This is a genomic window from Kaistella solincola, assembly GCF_000812875.1.
GTDB lineage: Bacteria > Bacteroidota > Bacteroidia > Flavobacteriales > Weeksellaceae > Kaistella > Kaistella solincola.
Genome location: NZ_JSYK01000002.1, coordinates 249360 through 266628 on the forward strand (window position 1 = coordinate 249360; position 17269 = coordinate 266628).

14 protein-coding genes and 1 other RNA gene are annotated in these 17269 nt (G+C 39.5%); 4 read left to right on the plus strand and 11 right to left on the minus strand.

Annotated features, from left to right (window positions below; all coding sequences use genetic code 11):
* Nucleotides 1–27 precede the first annotated feature (27 nt).
* Both OA84_RS02145 and OA84_RS02150 read right to left on the minus strand, forming a co-directional pair.
* Nucleotides 28–663: a DUF4241 domain-containing protein gene (locus OA84_RS02145; protein WP_039341674.1), complete on the minus strand. Its 636-nt coding sequence runs from the start codon at nt 661–663 to the stop codon at nt 28–30.
* Nucleotides 660–3281: a valine--tRNA ligase gene (locus OA84_RS02150; protein WP_039341675.1), complete on the minus strand. Its 2622-nt coding sequence runs from the start codon at nt 3279–3281 to the stop codon at nt 660–662. The genes OA84_RS02145 and OA84_RS02150 overlap by 4 nt, the downstream gene beginning before the upstream one ends.
* Before the next feature lie 123 nt (nt 3282–3404).
* On the opposite strand from OA84_RS02150, the gene OA84_RS02155 reads away from it, so the two are divergent.
* Nucleotides 3405–3824, plus strand: coding sequence for a DUF1573 domain-containing protein (locus OA84_RS02155; protein ID WP_039341678.1), 420 nt, complete (start codon nt 3405–3407; stop codon nt 3822–3824).
* A 95-nt stretch (nt 3825–3919) separates the two neighbouring features.
* Nucleotides 3920–4789, plus strand: a complete 870-nt coding sequence (locus tag OA84_RS02160) for a PPK2 family polyphosphate kinase (RefSeq protein WP_039341680.1) — start codon at nt 3920–3922, stop codon at nt 4787–4789.
* A 49-nt stretch (nt 4790–4838) separates the two neighbouring features.
* Here OA84_RS02160 and rnpB read toward each other — a convergent pair.
* Nucleotides 4839–5167: RNase P RNA component class A (rnpB, locus tag OA84_RS11150), an RNA gene on the minus strand.
* 96 nt (nt 5168–5263) lie between these two features.
* On the opposite strand from rnpB, the gene OA84_RS02165 reads away from it, so the two are divergent.
* Entirely contained in the window at nt 5264–6103 is an 840-nt protein-coding gene (locus OA84_RS02165) for a mechanosensitive ion channel family protein (RefSeq protein ID WP_039341682.1), read from the plus strand.
* Nucleotides 6104–6274: 171 nt separating this feature from the next.
* On the opposite strand, the gene sucC is transcribed toward OA84_RS02165, so the two are convergent.
* A complete protein-coding gene (sucC, locus tag OA84_RS02170; protein ID WP_039341685.1) occupies nt 6275–7468 on the minus strand; it encodes an ADP-forming succinate--CoA ligase subunit beta in 1194 nt (397 codons plus the stop codon).
* 336 nt (nt 7469–7804) lie between these two features.
* Here sucC and OA84_RS02175 point away from each other — a divergent pair, with 336 nt between their 5' ends.
* Entirely contained in the window at nt 7805–8779 is a 975-nt protein-coding gene (locus OA84_RS02175; protein WP_084060823.1) for a phosphatidylserine decarboxylase, read from the plus strand.
* 11 nt (nt 8780–8790) lie between these two features.
* Here the strand turns inward: OA84_RS02175 and OA84_RS02180 are convergent, their stop codons facing one another.
* The 7 genes from OA84_RS02180 to clpB all read right to left on the minus strand — a co-directional run bounded on the left by OA84_RS02180 (nt 8791) and on the right by clpB (nt 17264).
* Nucleotides 8791–9651, minus strand: coding sequence for a DMT family transporter (locus tag OA84_RS02180; RefSeq protein WP_039341687.1), 861 nt, complete (start codon nt 9649–9651; stop codon nt 8791–8793).
* A gap of 3 nt (nt 9652–9654) precedes the next feature.
* Nucleotides 9655–9915, minus strand: a complete 261-nt coding sequence (locus tag OA84_RS02185; protein ID WP_039341689.1) for a hypothetical protein — start codon at nt 9913–9915, stop codon at nt 9655–9657.
* Nucleotides 9915–10301: a DUF423 domain-containing protein gene (locus OA84_RS02190; RefSeq protein WP_039341691.1), complete on the minus strand. Its 387-nt coding sequence runs from the start codon at nt 10299–10301 to the stop codon at nt 9915–9917. The genes OA84_RS02185 and OA84_RS02190 overlap by 1 nt, the downstream gene beginning before the upstream one ends.
* A gap of 1 nt (nt 10302) precedes the next feature.
* Nucleotides 10303–10473 (minus strand): hypothetical protein, encoded by a 171-nt coding sequence (locus OA84_RS11460; RefSeq protein ID WP_221399746.1) that lies wholly within the window; start codon nt 10471–10473, stop codon nt 10303–10305.
* A gap of 1 nt (nt 10474) precedes the next feature.
* A complete protein-coding gene (locus OA84_RS02195) occupies nt 10475–11803 on the minus strand; it encodes a hydroxymethylglutaryl-CoA reductase, degradative (RefSeq protein ID WP_039341693.1) in 1329 nt (442 codons plus the stop codon).
* A 130-nt stretch (nt 11804–11933) separates the two neighbouring features.
* Nucleotides 11934–13853 carry an ABC-F family ATP-binding cassette domain-containing protein gene (locus OA84_RS02200; RefSeq protein ID WP_039341698.1) on the minus strand — a complete coding sequence of 640 codons (1920 nt, stop codon included), beginning with the start codon at nt 13851–13853 and terminating at the stop codon, nt 11934–11936.
* 819 nt (nt 13854–14672) lie between these two features.
* Nucleotides 14673–17264 carry an ATP-dependent chaperone ClpB gene (gene clpB, locus OA84_RS02205; protein WP_039341700.1) on the minus strand — a complete coding sequence of 864 codons (2592 nt, stop codon included), beginning with the start codon at nt 17262–17264 and terminating at the stop codon, nt 14673–14675.
* Nucleotides 17265–17269: the final 5 nt, after the last annotated feature.

Genomic DNA, 17269 nt, shown 5'->3' on the forward strand with positions numbered 1-17269 from the left:
TAGAAAAAATATGGTTGCCTAAAGCTATTAAATAATCTCTATAAATTCACACACCAGTTTTACGGGATTGTTATTTTGGTCAAAACCGATATAGCTTGCGTAAAAACCTTCACCATAGCCGGTTTCGAATGCAAAAAGATTTCCTTCTTTTTCCTCGTGAGGTTTTAGAAATGCATACTGATTAATGGCGCCGTCCTGCTGAAAAAAGTGTTCGTGAAAAAATTCCTCGTAAATACCCATAAAATCTTCACCTTTTCGGTGAAACAAATGTTGCTCCAAACTGTTGAGGTCTTTTTGGGATTCAATATCCATCAAACAACCCATCCCGCTTTCCACCTGAAAGCCATAGATTTCGCCATCTTGCAGCTCATCGATGTTCTGTCCTTCTGCGACAGCAAGTTTCCAGCTGGTAATCGGCGTGTTACCGAAAACCACTTCCACATAGGCGATGCAGTTGCTTTCTGTTTCTTTGTGCACCAAAACCGGGAAACTTCCGTGCGCAAAAATGGTCGCAAAAGCCGGCATTTCCGCGGTAATCATTGGATCAGAAGCTGTTAAATGTCCGCTGGTGATCAGAAGATTTCCAGCCTCAAAAGTTTCAATTAAAGGATTTTCAATGAAGTTTTTTGTGAATAGCTTCTGGATACTTTCGATGTGCTTCATGATAAAGATTTTAATTTTTCTTCCAGCAAAAATAGTTTATCCTGAGCATCTTTCTTTTTTTTCAGCTCAATGTCCACAACCTGCTGTGGTGCTCCCGCCATAAACTTCTCATTTCCTAGCTTTTTTTCCACCGAAATTAAAAACCCGTTCAGATATTTAATTTCTTCTTCAGTTTTAATTTTTTCTTCCGCTAAATCCAGTTTTTCACTGAGTGGAATTGAAACTTCCGTCGCGCCGACTAAAAATGAAAAAGTAGGTTTCTCGGTTTTTTCATTAAAATTAATGGCTTCAATATTCGCTAATTTCTGGATAAGTTCTTCATTTTCGAACGACGTTGCATTGGTGAAAACATCAACACTTTCGCGCGGCGAAATACCTTTCGTTTGCCGGTAATTTCTAACGCCCGAAATGATCTCTTTAGTAATTTCGAAATTTTTGGTCAAAACGCCATCAAAATCTTCAGCTTTTTTTTGCTGAGCAATAACTAAAGCTTCCGCCGGACTTCTTTCAGCAATATTTTGCCACAATTCTTCCGACAAAAACGGCATGAAAGGATGCAACAGCTTCAATAATTCTTCGAAATATTTAATGGTTTGGTCGTAAACTACGGTAGAAATCGGTTCACCAAAATTTGGCTTCACCGCTTCTAAATACCAGGAACAGAAATCGTCCCAAATTAATTTATATAACAAGTGCAAAGCATCTGAAATCCGAAATTTTTCAAACTGGTCCGCAATTTCCACAATGGTTTTATCCATTTGGTTTCCAAACCACGCGATTGCTTGCTCGTCAGATTTATTTGCCGCTAAATCATCATTTTTTTTCCATCCTTGAATCAGCTTATTTGAGTTCCAAATTTTGGTTGCAAAATTTCGGCCTTGTAACATCAAGTCTTCGTCAAATAGCAAATCGTTTCCTGCGGCTGAACTCAATAAAATACCAACACGAACGCCATCGGCGCCATATTTTTCGATCAGTTCAATCGGGTCCGGCGAGTTTCCGAGTGATTTCGACATCTTCCGTCTTTGTTTATCGCGGACAATTCCAGTGAAATACACGTTTTTAAACGGAACTTCCTGGCGGTATTCAATTCCGGCCATAATCATACGCGCAACCCAGAAAAAGATGATATCCGGGCCGGTAACCAAATCGGAAGTCGGATAATAATAACTAATGTCTTTATTTTCGGGATCTAATAATCCATCAAAAACCGTAATTGGCCACAACCACGAAGAAAACCAGGTATCCAAAGCATCTTCATCCTGTTTTAAATCAGAAATTTGAAGATTTGTATTTTTTGCCTTTTCACGGGCTAAAATTAAAGCTTCTTCGATGTTTTCAGCAACTACGAAATCTTCATCTCCACTCCCAAAATAATAAGCAGGAATTTGCTGTCCCCACCAAAGCTGGCGCGAAATATTCCAGTCGCGGATGTTTTCCATCCAGTGTTTGTAGGTATTTTTGAATTTTTCGGGGTGAAATTTTACCTCATCATTCATCACCACATCCAATGCAGGCTGAGCGAGCTCCGACATTTTCAGAAACCACTGGACCGAAACTTTCGGTTCTATGATGGCGCCGGTTCTTTCCGAAGTTCCAACTTTATTTACATAATCTTCCGCTTTCAGCAAAAGATGCTTTTCCTCCAGTTCCTTTACGATTTCCTTGCGGACAACAAAACGGTTTTTACCGGCATAATGCTGACCGTGCTCATTCAAATTCGCATCGTCATCCAGTGAATCAATCATCGGAAGACCGTGACGTTTTCCTATTTCGTAATCATTGGTGTCGTGTGCCGGAGTTATTTTCAGCGCGCCAGTCCCGAATTCCATATCCACATAGTCATCCTCAATAATAGGGATGATGCGCTTTACGATAGGAACAATTACTTTTTTCCCCCTTAAATGGGCATATTTTTCATCATTTGGATTGATGCAAACTGCAGTGTCGCCGAAAATGGTTTCCGGGCGCGTAGTCGCAACGGTAAGAAAATCTTCAGTTCCTTCGATTTTATATTTTAAATAATATAATTTTCCGTTTTGTTCTTTAAAGATCACCTCTTCATCAGAAATATTGGTTTTCGCTTCCGGGTCCCAGTTTACGATTCTGTAGCCGCGATAAATTAAACCTTTTCGGTACAGATCCACGAAAGATTTCACCACTTGCTCGGAAAGTTTTGGTTCCATGGTAAATCGCGTGCGCTCCCAATCACACGAACAGCCAAGTTTTTTCAGCTGCTCCAAAATGGTTCCGCCGTATTTATCGGTCCATTCCCAGGCGTGTTTCAAAAATTCTTCCCTTGAAATATCGGCTTTATTGATGCCTTCTTCTTTCAGTTTCGCCACCACTTTTGCTTCAGTCGCAATTGACGCATGATCTGTGCCGGGAACCCAACAGGCGTTGAAGCCCTGCATACGTGCGCGGCGCACCAAAATATCCTGGATGGTATTATTCAGCATATGTCCCATGTGCAGAATTCCGGTAACATTGGGCGGTGGAATTACGATGGTATACGGCGGCTTTTCGTTGGGTTCCGAATGAAAATAATTATTTTCCAGCCAGTAATTATACCATTTTTGCTCGGTTTCCCGCGGCGAATATTTATCTGAAATCTGCATAGAATCTAACTTTTGCTTTAATCTACAAAAATAGACAAATAAAAAAAATTTCCTTTACTAATAAAATAATTTTTAACTTTGCCTGTTACAATTTGTCAAAACAACAATTTTTAAAACAACAAAATGAAAAAAATATTTGCCGGACTTTTCCTTACCGCTTCTTTCGCTTTTGCTACGGCGCAAACCATTTCCTTCGATAAAACTACTATCGATTACGGAACTGTAAAATTAGGTGAAGACGGTCACCGTTACTTTACTGTGAAAAATATAGGTGATAAGCCGTTAATTATTTCCAGAGTTCAGGCGCCGTGCGGCTGTACAACTCCGGAAGTTCCGAAAGATCCGATTATGCCGGGTAAAACTGCGAAACTGAATGTTGCTTACGATACCAAAATCCCGGGAACTTTTGTAAAAATCATCGAAGTTTATTCTAATGATGCTGAAAACGGAAGATCCGTAATAAATATCAAAGGTAAAGTTGATCCCGCTGCCGCAGTTCCAGCAACTAAAGTTCTTCCTGCTACAGCAGTGCAAAAAGACTAAAAATAGAATTTCCACATATATCGTATTTCTGCGATAATCCTGAAAATCATTTCTTTATTGAAATGATTTTTTTATTTTAGTAGAAATATAAAAATATGGATTTAGATTTTAGAGATAATTTTATTGTTAAAGATAACTTTAAAATTGCAGATGCGCTTACCAAATACGACGGTAAACTTCAAAAGGCAGAAGGCAAAAAAATGCTCGAAAAGGAGAAAGAAAAACTCCGCGACCTGCAGGAAAAACTTTATGCTGATGGCAGCAAATCTTTACTAATCGTGCTTCAGGCCATGGATGCTGCAGGAAAAGATTCGCTGATCGAGCACGTTTTCGGTGGTGTAAATCCGCAGGGCTGCGAAGTCCACAGTTTTAAATCTCCAAGTGCTAAAGAATATGCGCACGATTTTTTATGGCGTCATTACATCGCTTTGCCGGAAAAAGGTAAAATAGGGATTTTTAACCGAAGCCATTATGAAAGTGTATTAGTTTGTAAAGTTCACCCTGAATATAATTTAAGCGAAAGGGTTTGGGATTCTCTAAACGATTTTGATGGAAAATTCTGGGAAAACCGTTACGAAAGTATCTGTAATTTTGAAAAACATCTGGCAGAAAACGGCACCACAATCGTAAAAATATTTCTGAACGTTTCACAGGAAGAACAGAAACAAAGATTTCTGGACAGAATAAATGAGCCGGAAAAAAACTGGAAATTTGCAGCAGGAGATTTACCCGAACGCGCTTTGTGGGAAAAATATATGGAAGTTTACGAACGCGCCATAGATGAAACTTCAAAGGATCACGCGCCGTGGTTTGTAATTCCGGCGGACCAAAAGTGGTTTGCACGGGTAGCCGCCGTTCAGATTATTATTGATGCTTTAGAACACATGGATTTAAAATTTCCGAAACTTTCGGATAACGAAACTGCCGCTTTAGCAGAAGCGAAAAAACAGCTGGAAAACGAATAAAAAACTGACTTCTGACCCCTGATTACTGGCCACTGACCACTGAAAAAAACCCACAAGAAAAACTATAAGCCGGATTCTGTTTTCTCGCCGAAGCGAAAGCGCCTGTTATTTATCTACGTTCTGCATTGCTGCAGAACTTTAGCTGTTTACCCCTCGGTTTTTGGAGCGAGCAACTCCTATTTTCATTGCTGAAAAAATCCGATATACTTAACATTGCACCGCAAAGAGTTTACCTGGTTTCACTATAAATTAATATACATACTTTCTGTTGCACTTGTCCTGATCTTGCGACCGGCGGGCGTTACCCGCTTTGCTGCTCTGTGGTGTCCGGACTTTCCTACCCCAGACGAATCTGGAATCAACAAGCCGTTTTTCTTGTGGACCGCAAAGATACATATTCCCGCAATTTTTACTAAACTATTATTTGGAAAGAATTTTGCTTCCCCCAGAACCTAAAATATCGATATTTGAATTATGAATTATTATGAAATTATAATGAACGTGCTGGAACGCTGGTACCGCACATTTGTTCAGGCAACGCCGAAACTCGTCGTAGGAATACTGGTTTTCCTGATTTTTTATATGATGAGCACCTACCTCAGTAAAATTTCGGTGAAGATTTTCCACAAATTTTTCCCGAAAAGTAAAAACCGCTCCATTGTAGCTTTAATTAAAGTTTTTAAATTCCTCATTGTTCTCGCCGGCGCCTTTATCGCCATGGAAATCATGGGCCTCGGCAGTTTTGTTTTTAAATTTATCGGAAGTTTAGGTGTTGCCGGTGTTGTTGCGGGTGTTGCGCTGAAAGATTTGGTGTCTTCGATGTTTTCCGGTGCGCTTGTCGGCATCGATAAGTCTTTTTCCGAAGGCGATTATGTTTCCATAAAAGAAGTCACCGGAGTTGTGGAAAAAATAGGCTTTTTAACAACCAAAATTATTACCGACGATGGCAAAAAAGTTTTCGTGCCGAACCAGCTGATTTTCACCGCGCCATTCACCAACTATTCATCATCAGGGCAAAGAAAAGTATTCTTAAATCTTCAGGTTGCGGCCAACCAGGATTTGGAAAAAGCCACCGAAATTATTTTAGAAGAAATAAAAAGCTTTGAATTTACCGACCATACCGATCAGGCGCAGGTGATGATTCTGAAACAGTCGTTCGGGATTTTCTACCTTCAGGCAAGATTTTTTATGCAAACCGGCTCCGATATTATGAAAGTAAAAAGCGACGCTTTGCTTCGACTCAAAGGCAGGTTGCAGGAAGAAGGCATCGAACTTGCGACCCAACTTCCAACTTTCAGCGACGATGATTTCTAAAAAATTCCGTGCTAAAACAGCCTTTTTTTTAAAATTTAAAAATTTGCCGCTAAAACCGCCTTTTTTAAAAAACGAAAAAAAAGCCCAAATAGCACCGAATTTTTTCATCATTAGGTAAAACAAAAAATTCCGCCCAAATAGAGCGGAATTTTTATTATTTATTTCTAAATTTTAGTTTCCTAAAACTTCTTTTACCTTATTAGCAGCTTCTTCCAAAGTGATTACCGAATGCACCGGCAAACCAGAATCATCGATGAGTTGTTTCGCTTCAATCGCATTTGTTCCTTGCAAACGCACGATCAAAGGAACTGGTAAACTTCCCATCGCTTTGTAAGCGTCCACAATTCCCTGTGCAACACGGTCGCAACGAACGATACCACCGAAAATATTAATCAAGATTGCTTTTACATTCGGGTCTTTCAAAATAATTCCGAAAGCTTTCTGAACTCTTTCAGCGTCAGCAGTTCCACCAACGTCAAGGAAGTTTGCTGGGTTACCACCGGATAATTTAATGATATCCATGGTCGCCATTGCAAGGCCCGCACCGTTCACCATACAGGCAACGTCACCGTCAAGCTTCACGAAGTTAAGACCAGCTTCTCCGGCTTCAACATCGGTTGCATCTTCTTCTCTTGTATCTCTTAGTTCAGCCAAATCTTTGTGACGGAAAAGAGCGTTGTCATCCAAAGAAACTTTTGCATCAACAGCGATAATTCGGTTATCAGAAGTTTTCAAAACCGGGTTGATTTCAAATAAACTTGCATCAATACCAACATAAGCGTTGTAAAGTGAAGTGATGAATTTCACAAAATCTTTATGTGCAGCACCGCTCAAACCTAAGTTAAAAGCGATTTTTCTCGCCTGGAAACCTTGCAAACCAACACCCGGATCTACCACTTCATTGTGAATCAAGTGTGGCGTAACTTCTGCAACGTGCTCAATATCCATTCCACCTTCCGTAGAATAAACGATCATATTTTTTCCTTGTGCTCTGTCTAAAAGGATAGAAACATAAAACTCTTTAGTTTCACTTTCACCAGGGTAATACACATCTTCCGCCACCAAAACGAAGTTTACTTTTTTACCTTCTGCAGAAGTTTGTGGAGTCACCAACTGCATTCCGATAATATTTCCGGCATTTTCCTTCAATTTTTCAATATTCGGGGAAAACTTTACGCCGCCGCCTTTACCACGGCCACCTGCGTGAACCTGTGCTTTTACCACCCAGCCTTCGTTACCGTTCATTTCTGTCAGCTTGTTTGCTGCTTCTACAGCTTCGTCAACATTATTTGCGATAAAACCACGTTGGATATTTACGCCGTATTTTGCCAAAATTTCTTTCGATTGGTACTCGTGAAGATTCATATTATTTTTATTAAATATTTATTTTTTTAAAAGATGCACAAATTTAAGAAAATTATGACGATAAAACGATAAATACCAATTTTTTGGGCGCACATTTCCGCCCTCCATTCCCGCTTTTTTTATTTTTTTCTGCAAAAAAATAAAAAAGAGCTCCATTCAGGTCGGGGCGCAGGTATTTTTTATTGCCGGATTTCCGCTCCAAATCAAAATGAAAAAATATGCTGCTAAAACAGCAAATTTTTTAAAATTGCGCATCACGCTAAAATGTCATAATTTGTTGCTTTAACCAGAAATTTTCACCGCATCGGAACTTCCGAAGCCTCAGCTATTTAACAAATGATTCTTAGAAAAAACAATAAAAAATGGGCGCTGATTACAATTATCACAGCGCTGATCATCTTTCTCGCGCTTTTTCCCGTGCCGGCGCAAACACCGATAAAATATGTTGAGCGCAGCAGCGGCGAGGTAAAAATCGAAAACGTTTACGGCGAAAACTGGCTCAACTGGCTCTACCACAATCCTGTGGGGCAGGCCACTTTGTGGGCGGTTGCTAAGCGAAAATTCGTTTCCTCCATTTATGGCGACATGATGGACGATCCCTCCTCCGCCGAAGAAATTATGCCTTTTGTAAAAGAATACAAAGTAGATCTCAGCATCGCGCAGGAAAAAAAATTCGGCTCTTTTAACGACTTTTTTGTCCGAAAGCTAAAACCCGAAGCGCGGCCCATTAATCTAGACTCTTTGGTCGTAATTTCACCCGCGGATGGTAAAATTTTAGCCTATCAAAACCTCAAAAATTCAAATTTTTATATCAAAGGTTTAAAATTCAATGTCGCTTCATTTTTAGACAAGCCCGAACTGGCGAAAAAATATGAAGACGGCGCGATGATCGTTTTCCGCCTTGCACCGCCGGATTATCACCGCTATCATTTCCCAATCAGCGGCACGGTACCGCGCAGCAATACCAAAATCGACGGAGATTTTTATTCCGTAAATCCATTAGCGCTACGTAAAAAAGCCGAAATTTTCTGGCTCAATAAGCGGGAATTTGGCGTGATTAAAAGTCCGATTTTCGGTGACGTCATCATGTCGGAAGTTGGCGCCACAATGGTTGGCAGCATGATTCAGACTTATCAAAGTACACACGTAAAAAAAGGCGAGGAAAAAGGTTATTTTAAATTCGGTGGCTCCACCGTTGTGCTTTTCTTTGAAAAAGACAAAATTACCATCGATGAAGATTTGCTGAAAAACACAGAAAAAGGCCTTGAAACCACAATAAAAATGGGCGAAAGAATTGCCGAAAAAAAATAATACCGACGAACTTAATCTGCTGCTTTTTTTTCGTAAAAAGTCGTGGCAATTCCTGCCAAAATAATTACACTTCCGATCATTTGAACGGTTGTAATTTTTTCATTCACAAAAATCGCTGCTAAAATAGTTGCAAAAATTGCCTGACTGAGCAGACTTAGGGAAACGCGCGTCGCTCGCATACTTTGTGTAGCGTAACTTATTAAAAGCCACGCAATCAGCTGACAGACAATTCCCTGAACAAACAGTGAAATCCAAGCTTGATCTGAAAATCCCAAAAACTGTTCACCGAAAATTACATTAACGAAAAAGAGGAAAACCGTACTGAAAATCATACTGTAGGTGATAAATGTAATAACTTCCATTTTTTCTAAAACGGTTTTGCTTACCAAGATATACAGCGCATACAAAACACCAGAAAGAATCCCGAGGAAAAAAGCAGCATCAAACTGGAGATTCAAAATCGTTTCAAATCCTACAAAGATTGCCATTCCCAGCAGCGCAATTATTGTCCCCAGCCAAAAACTTTTCCGCGGACGGAAATTCAGGAAAAGAAGTGAGAAAATTCCGACCCAAATGGGTGATAAATTTGTTAATAAAGTAGCCTGCGTTGCCGAAGAATTCTGAATTGAAATATTCCAGACGGCAATATCCGAAGCGAATAAAACTCCACAAACCGCAATTGGAAAAAGCGTTTTTAAACTTTCAAGCTTTAGTTTGCCTTTGTAAATTGCAATCGGTAAAATAACAGCAGTTGCAATTGCCATCCGGTAAAAAGCCGAAATCAAACCCGACGTAAGATTCATCCGCACAATTACGGGAAAAATGGAAATACATAAAATGCCTATAAATAAAGCAATTCTCGGCTTTGTCATTTTCTAATACTTTCTGCCCACATCTTTACAGATTTCCAGATATTCTTCCGGCATTTTCGAGAAATAACTTTGCTCAAAATATTCGTCGGTATGTGGAATATAAATGCTGTATTTTTTTCCCAACGGAATGAGCGGAATAAAAAACAGCTCCAGATAATTCTTGTAAACGGTGATGATTGCGTTTACCTCAAAACCATTTTTCATGATTTTGCGCGTTTCTTTACCGACCGGTTTTTTATTCAGTCCGAAAATGAAGAAAAACATTAGATTTTATTTTTAGCAAAATAGAAAATAAGCATCGCCCAGGAAATAATCATCAGCAAACCACCGAACGGCGTCACCGGCCCGATAAATTTCGACGGAATTGCAGCAACTTCACTGAACGCTAATAAATAAATGCTCACCGAAAAAATGAATGTACCGAGAATCATTAAAATCGAAATCCATTTTTCCGTTGTCGTTTCAAACTTTAAAATATAACCGACCACGAGTAAAAACAGCGCCGCGTACATTTGATATCTCACGCCGGTTTCGAAACTTACCAGTTTCTCTACGGAAATAACTTTCTTTAAAGCATGCGCGCCAAAAGCGCCTAATATAACGGAAACTAAACCGTAAACCGCTCCAATTATCAGCGTTGTATTTTTCATTTTATATTTCTTTTAATTGATACATCAGGATTATTTTAGCGATAGCCGAAAATGCGCCGATCACGAGAAAAACCCAATAAAATTTCTTTGTTCTTGCAAAACCCGGATCTTTGGTGACTTTTAAAAAAATCCCAAAAACGATCAATAAAGCGCCTAAAAAAATCTGAAACATCTTAGTTATTTCTCAAATTGTTAAACTCAGTAATCACTTCGTGGTGCGTCACCGTACGGTTTTTAAAGTAATTCACAAAATGCTCTTTTTCAGCTTCCGTAGCACCGAGTTGATTTAAAATATTGAAAAGATGCATTTTCATGTGCCCTTTCTGAATTCCCGTTGTTACTAAAGAACGCAGCGCGCCGAAATTTTGCGCCAGACCGGAAACCGCTAAAATGCTCATCAGCTCCTGCGCGGAAGGCTTTCCTAAAAGTGCTAAAGAAAATTTCACCAGCGGATGTAAATTAGTTAAACCGCCGACAACACCCACGGAAATTGGCAAATCAATCCAGAACCTAAAGATTCCGTTATCGATCGTGCAATGCGTCAAGCTGGAATATTTGCCGTCTTTTGCGGCATATGCGTGTGCGCAGGCTTCGGTCGCTCGGAAATCATTTCCGGTGGCAATGACCACCGCATCCACGCCGTTCATAATTCCTTTATTGTGCGTCGTTGCGCGGTATGGTTCAATTTCTGCAATCGTTACGGCACGTTTAAATTTTGTTGCAAATTCTTCGTTGGAAATTCCGCTGTCGTCCTTTAAATCTTCAATTTTACAGGAAACCTCAGCGCGCACGATACAATCCGGCGTGTAATTGGACAGAATATTCATCACAATTTGCAGCGAATTTTTTTCTTCCGGCGTAAAATCTTCGTCTTTTTCAACCTCTTCTTTCAGCGTTTTCCCAAATTGTTCCAGGCAGGAATTAATGAAATTCGCGCCCATAGAATCCACGGTATCAAAACTCGCACGCAGCTGAAAATAATCTTCCAAATCGGCAGTTTTATCGATGAGGCGAATATTTAAAATTCCGCCGCCGCGGTTGCGCATATTTTTGGTGATTTCCTCGGTCGCTTCAAAAAGTTTTTTCTTTAGTTTGAAATTGAAAAAATGCAGCATTTTATGCGGCTCCACATTCATTATAAAATGCGTGTGGCCGAGTTTTTTGGTGTTGATGATGGTTGTTTTGAAACCGCCTTTATCGATCCAGAATTTAGCCGCTTTCGAAGCAGCAGCAACTACCGAACTTTCTTCAACCGCCATCGGTAACGCGAGCAATTTCCCATCGATGAGGAAGTTCGGCGCAATTCCGTAAGGCATATAAAAGTTAGAAATCGTGTTTTCGGAAAATTCTTCGTGGAGTTTTTGCAAAGTGTGATCGCCGTTCCAGTATTGGTGCAGAATTTGCTCGTAACTGCGGTCTTCATTAAGATATTCTTTGATGAGCCAATCTATTTTTCTTTGTTTTGAGAGTTTAGAAAAGCCTTCAACCGGTTGGTGATTCATTGAAAATATTTTTGAAATTCAAAGATAGGAAATATGGGTGAGGTAAGTGGCGGCGCTCCCAGGAATTGTGCACAAAAAAACCGCCAAAAATTTCCGGCGATTTCGATGATTTTTTTGATTTTAGCTAAAATTATTCCAGCTGTGCGCCAATATATTCCCATTCTTCCAAAGCCAAATCGAGTTCCGCTTTTTTCGAATTATAAATTTCTAAAGTTTCTTCCGACGGATTTTCAGAAGTAAAAGTGGCTTCCATTTCCTCGATTTTCAGCTCTAAATCCGAAATTTTTTCTTCTACTTTTTTGATTTTATTTTGAAGGTTTTTTTGGTCTTTAGAAACGATCTCCACCTTTTTTTCAATTGGTTTTTCAACCACTTTCGGTGCTGGCTCATTTCGCAGTTCCTGAAGTTTTGATTTTTCTGCAGAAACTTCACGGATGCTTTCTTTCTGACGGAAAGCCAAATACTCATTAATATCGCCCAAAAACTCCTTCATTCTCCCATCGCGAAATTCGAAAATTTTGTCGCTTAAGCCCTGTAAAAATTCGCGGTCGTGGGAAATAACAATCAAAGTTCCTTCAAATTTTTGCAGCGCGAGCTTGATAATTTCCTTGGACTGAATATCGAGGTGATTGGTCGGCTCATCCATGATTAACGTGTTGAAGGGGCGCAGCAAAAGTTTACACAAAGCCAGACGGTTTCTTTCGCCACCGGAAAGGACTTTGGTTTTTTTCTGCACATCTTCTCCTTGAAAAAGGAAACTTCCGAGCAAATCTCGCACTCGTGGGCGCGTTTCTTCGGTTGCAGAATCTTCAGCTTCTTCCAAAACGGTTTTATTCGGCGTTAAAACTTCTTCCTGATTTTGCGCAAAATAACCGATGTTTACGTTGTGACCGAGATTCCATTCACCGGAATAATCGGTGATTTCACCGGCTAAAATTTTAGCTAAAGTTGTTTTCCCCTGACCGTTCTGGCCCAAAAGCGCGATGCGATCGCCCCGTTCTACAAAGAAATCTACGTGATCGAAAATCTGTTTTTTTCCGTAGGCTTTGCCCAAATTTTTCGCTTCAAAAACCACTTTCCCGGGAACGACAGACTGCACGAAACGGATGTTGAATTTCGAAACGTCATCGTTATCAATTTCAATGCGGTCAATTTTATCGAGTTTTTTAATCAAAGACTGCGCGAAGGAAGATTTTGTTGCGGAAGCACGAAAACGGTTGATATTATCTTCCATTTGTTTAATTTCCACATCCTGATTTTTCTTCGCCTGAATGAGTTTTTCTTTGCGCTCTTTGCTGAGCTCCAGATATTTGGTGTAATTGGCTTTGTAATCATCAACTTTTTTATTGTTGATATCGAAAGTCCGGTTACAAACCGAAGTCATAAATTGCTTGTCGTGACTCACCAAAACGATGGATCCCGGATAATCTTTCAGAAAACTTTCCAGCCAGATAATGGATTCCATATCCAGGTGATTCGTTGGTTCATCCAGCAACATCAAATCATTTTTCTGCAAAAGAAGTTTCGCAAGTTCAATTCGCATTCTCCAGCCACCGGAAAATTCATCGGTTATTTTATGAAAATCATCGGCTTTAAAACCTAAACCTAACAGAATTTTCTCCACATCACCTTCCAAATTATACGCGTCATAATGCATCAAAAGATCATTAAGCTCGGTCATTTTATGGATGAGATTTTCGTAGTAATCGCTTTCATAATCGGTGCGCGTCGCCAGTTGCTCGTTCACATCATCCAGCTCATTTTTCATCGCATTAATCTGCTCAAAAGCCTGCATGGTTTCATCCCAAACGGTTCTGCCTTTCACAAAATCAAGATCCTGTTTCAGAAAACCCATGGTTACATTTCCTTCCGGAACGATGGAGCCTTCGTAGAAATTAATTTCGCCGGTAATCATCTTCAACAAGGTGGATTTTCCCGCACCGTTTTTCCCAACCAAACCGATTTTATCATCTTTCTTGATTGTAAAATTGACGTTTTGGAAAAGATAATTTCCCGAGTGATGAAGACCTAAACTTTGAACCGAAATCATAAGATTTAATACTAATTGATGAGTGAATTTTCGAGGTGCAAAAATAGTGAAACTAATTGAATTACAGACTATCCTGGAATCAGATGGTAATCAGTTTTTTAGCAAGAAAAGTTTTGCCGAGAAAGAAAAAGATAATTTGAAAAATTTGCCGCTATTTCGGCTAGAAATTTCCTTTTAGCAAATGGCAATATTTTGAAAACTTAAACTAAAAAACGCGGTGAAGAAAAATTGATAAAATTTGCCCTTTTAACGACCTATTTTTCAGGAATAGAAATTGAATATTGCGCGGTTACTGAGATGCTAAAAATAAAAGAATCCACCGATGAAAGTGGATTCTAAAAAACACAAATGATGAAAAAAAATTTATTCTTTGCTTTCGCAAGCATTTGAACACTGCAAATATTAGCAATTTTTTCATCATAGCAAAATGTTTTTATTAAAAAGATAACTGTTTAATCTTTTTAATCGGTTTTTGTTACCTCCGAAGCCGACTAAAGTAGAATAAAATCTGCGTAAAAGCCTTTCTGTCAGTATGAAGTTTAATATGTCTCGAGTGAGCTCAAACTTTGCTTAAATTTATTTTGTTTAAACCTGTTTTAAATTTAAAAATTTCCGAAAAAATGCCAATTTAGCATGTTATTTTCCGTTTTGCGTTTTTCGTTTTTTAAAATTAACAGCGATTTTCAGGTTTAAATATAATTGTAAAAAAAGTATGTTTAAAAAAACAGAGCTTTCACCATTTATTTTTACAGAAAATAAAAAGCAAAACCACCGGCAAAAGTGTGCGGTGGTTTTTTTTAAAAATTTATTGAAATTCTGTTATTCCGCCTGGCGGAAAACCAAACCGCTTTCCTCGAAATAATCTAAAATAATCCGATCGCCGTCGTTTACATTTCCGGCAAGAATTTCTTTCGATAATTTATTCAGCACTTCCTGCTGCAAAACTCTTTTCAAAGGTCGCGCACCAAAACTTGGGTCGTAACCACGGTTGGTGATATATTTTACCGCATCGTCTGTAGCGGTCATAATGATGCCGCGTTTTGCCAGCATTTCATTGAAACCACGAAGCTGGTAATGCACGATTTTGCCGATTTCTTTGATGTTCAAAGGTTGGAAAAGTACCGTTTCATCAATTCTGTTTAAAAATTCCGGTCTTAAAGTCTGTTTCAGCAAGCTGAAAACTTCTTCTTTTGTTTTTGCAACAACTTCGTCCACATTTTCTTCGGTGATTTTCTGGAAATTTTCCTGAATTAAATGCGAACCTAAATTCGAGGTCATAATGATAATGGAATTTTTGAAATTCACGACGCGGCCTTTGTTATCAGTCAAACGACCATCATCTAAAACCTGAAGCAAAGTGTTGAAAACATCGGGGTGCGCTTTTTCAATTTCATCTAAAAGCACCACGGAATATGGTCTGCGACGAACGGCTTCTGTTAACTGGCCGCCTTCGTCATAACCCACATAGCCCGGAGGCGCGCCGACCAATCGCGACACCGAATGTCTTTCCTGATATTCGCTCATATCAATTCGCGTCATATTATTTTCGTCATCGAAAAGATATTCGGCGAGCGCTTTTGCAAGTTCAGTTTTACCAACGCCAGTTGTTCCTAAAAATAGGAAGCTTCCGATCGGTTTTTTTTCATCATTCAAGCCCGCGCGGTTTCTGCGGATCGCATCGGCAACAGATTCTATTGCTTCTTCCTGACCAACAACGCGCTTATGCAGCTCGTCTTCAAGGTGAAGAAGTTTTTCACGTTCAGATTGCAGAAGTTTGGTCACCGGAATTCCCGTCCATTTTGAAATGACTTCGGAAATATTTTCGGCGGTGACTTCTTCTTTGATCAGTTCATTCTGATGGTTTTGCATTTCAAGCTCCAAAGTATGCAAAGCATTTTCTTTTTCTTTGATTTTACCATACTGAATTTCGGCAACTTTGGCATAATCACCGGCTCTGGAAGCGCGTTCGGCTTCTAATTTCAGCGCTTCAATATCTTTTTTAATGGTGGTTAGATCTTCAGATTTTTGCTTTTCTTTCAGCCATTTTGCATTAATTTCATTCCGCTCTTCGGAAACCCGGGAAATATCTTCTTTTAAATGCTGAACTTTAATATCATTTCCTTCTCTAGAAATTGCTGCTAATTCAATTTCCATCTGCATTAATTTTCGGTCTAAAACATCCAATTCTTCCGGTTTTGAGTTGATTTCCATTCGCAATTTAGCGGAAGCTTCATCAATTAAATCAATGGCTTTATCCGGTAAAAAACGGTCGGAAATATAACGTTGCGACTGCTCCACCGCAGCGATAATCGCTTCATCTTTGATGCGGACTTTGTGATGCGCTTCGTATTTATCTTTAATTCCACGCAAAATAGAAATCGCAGATTCCGTGTCAGGTTCTTCAACCATAACCTTTTGGAAACGTCTTTCTAAAGCTTTATCTTTTTCGAAATATTTTTGATATTCATTTAAAGTCGTGGCACCAATCGCGCGAAGTTCACCTCTAGCCAAAGCCGGTTTTAAAATATTTGCTGCATCCATCGCACCTTCGCCACCGCCGGCACCAACCAGCGTGTGAATTTCATCGATGAAAAGAATGATTTGCCCGTCGGATTTTATGACTTCGTTCACCACAGATTTCAGCCTTTCTTCAAATTCACCTTTGTATTTTGCACCGGCAATCAACGCGCCCATATCCAGCGAAAACAAGGTTTTGTCTTGCAAATTTTCTGGGATATCTCCGGAAATAATTCGGTGCGCAATACCTTCCGCAATTGCCGTTTTTCCGACTCCGGGTTCACCAATTAAGATTGGGTTATTTTTGGTTCGACGGGAAAGAATCTGTAAAACGCGGCGGATTTCTTCATCCCGCCCGATAACGGGATCGAGTTTTCCTTCGGCGGCGAGTTCGTTGAAGTTTTTCGCGTATTTATTTAAACTTTGGTAGGTTTCTTCCGAGCTTGCGGAAGTTGCTTTCGAGCCTTTTCTTAATTCTTTTATTGCGGTTTCAAGCGTGTTTTTGGTAACGCCCATGTCTTTCAGCATTTGCGAAACCGGCGAACCTACTTCAAAAAGTGAAAGCCACAAATGTTCGATGGTTACGAATTCGTCGCCCATTTTCTTGGCGATATTCGGCGCATCGAGCAAAATTTTATTTGTGGATTGCGAGAGGTAAATATTTCCACCTTCTACTTTCGGTAGTTTTTCGAGATTTTCACGGTTTCTTTCGCGTACTAAATAAAGTTCAGCTTCAGATTTTTTAAGCAAAAACTCGGAAATATTTTCATCAACCTGAAAAATTCCTTCCAATAAATGTTGTGGTTCAATGCTTTGATTCCCGAATTCCATCGCAATTTGCTGCGCTTTCTGTATGGCTTCCTGAGATTTTACGGTATATTGATTCAGATTCATAGGAA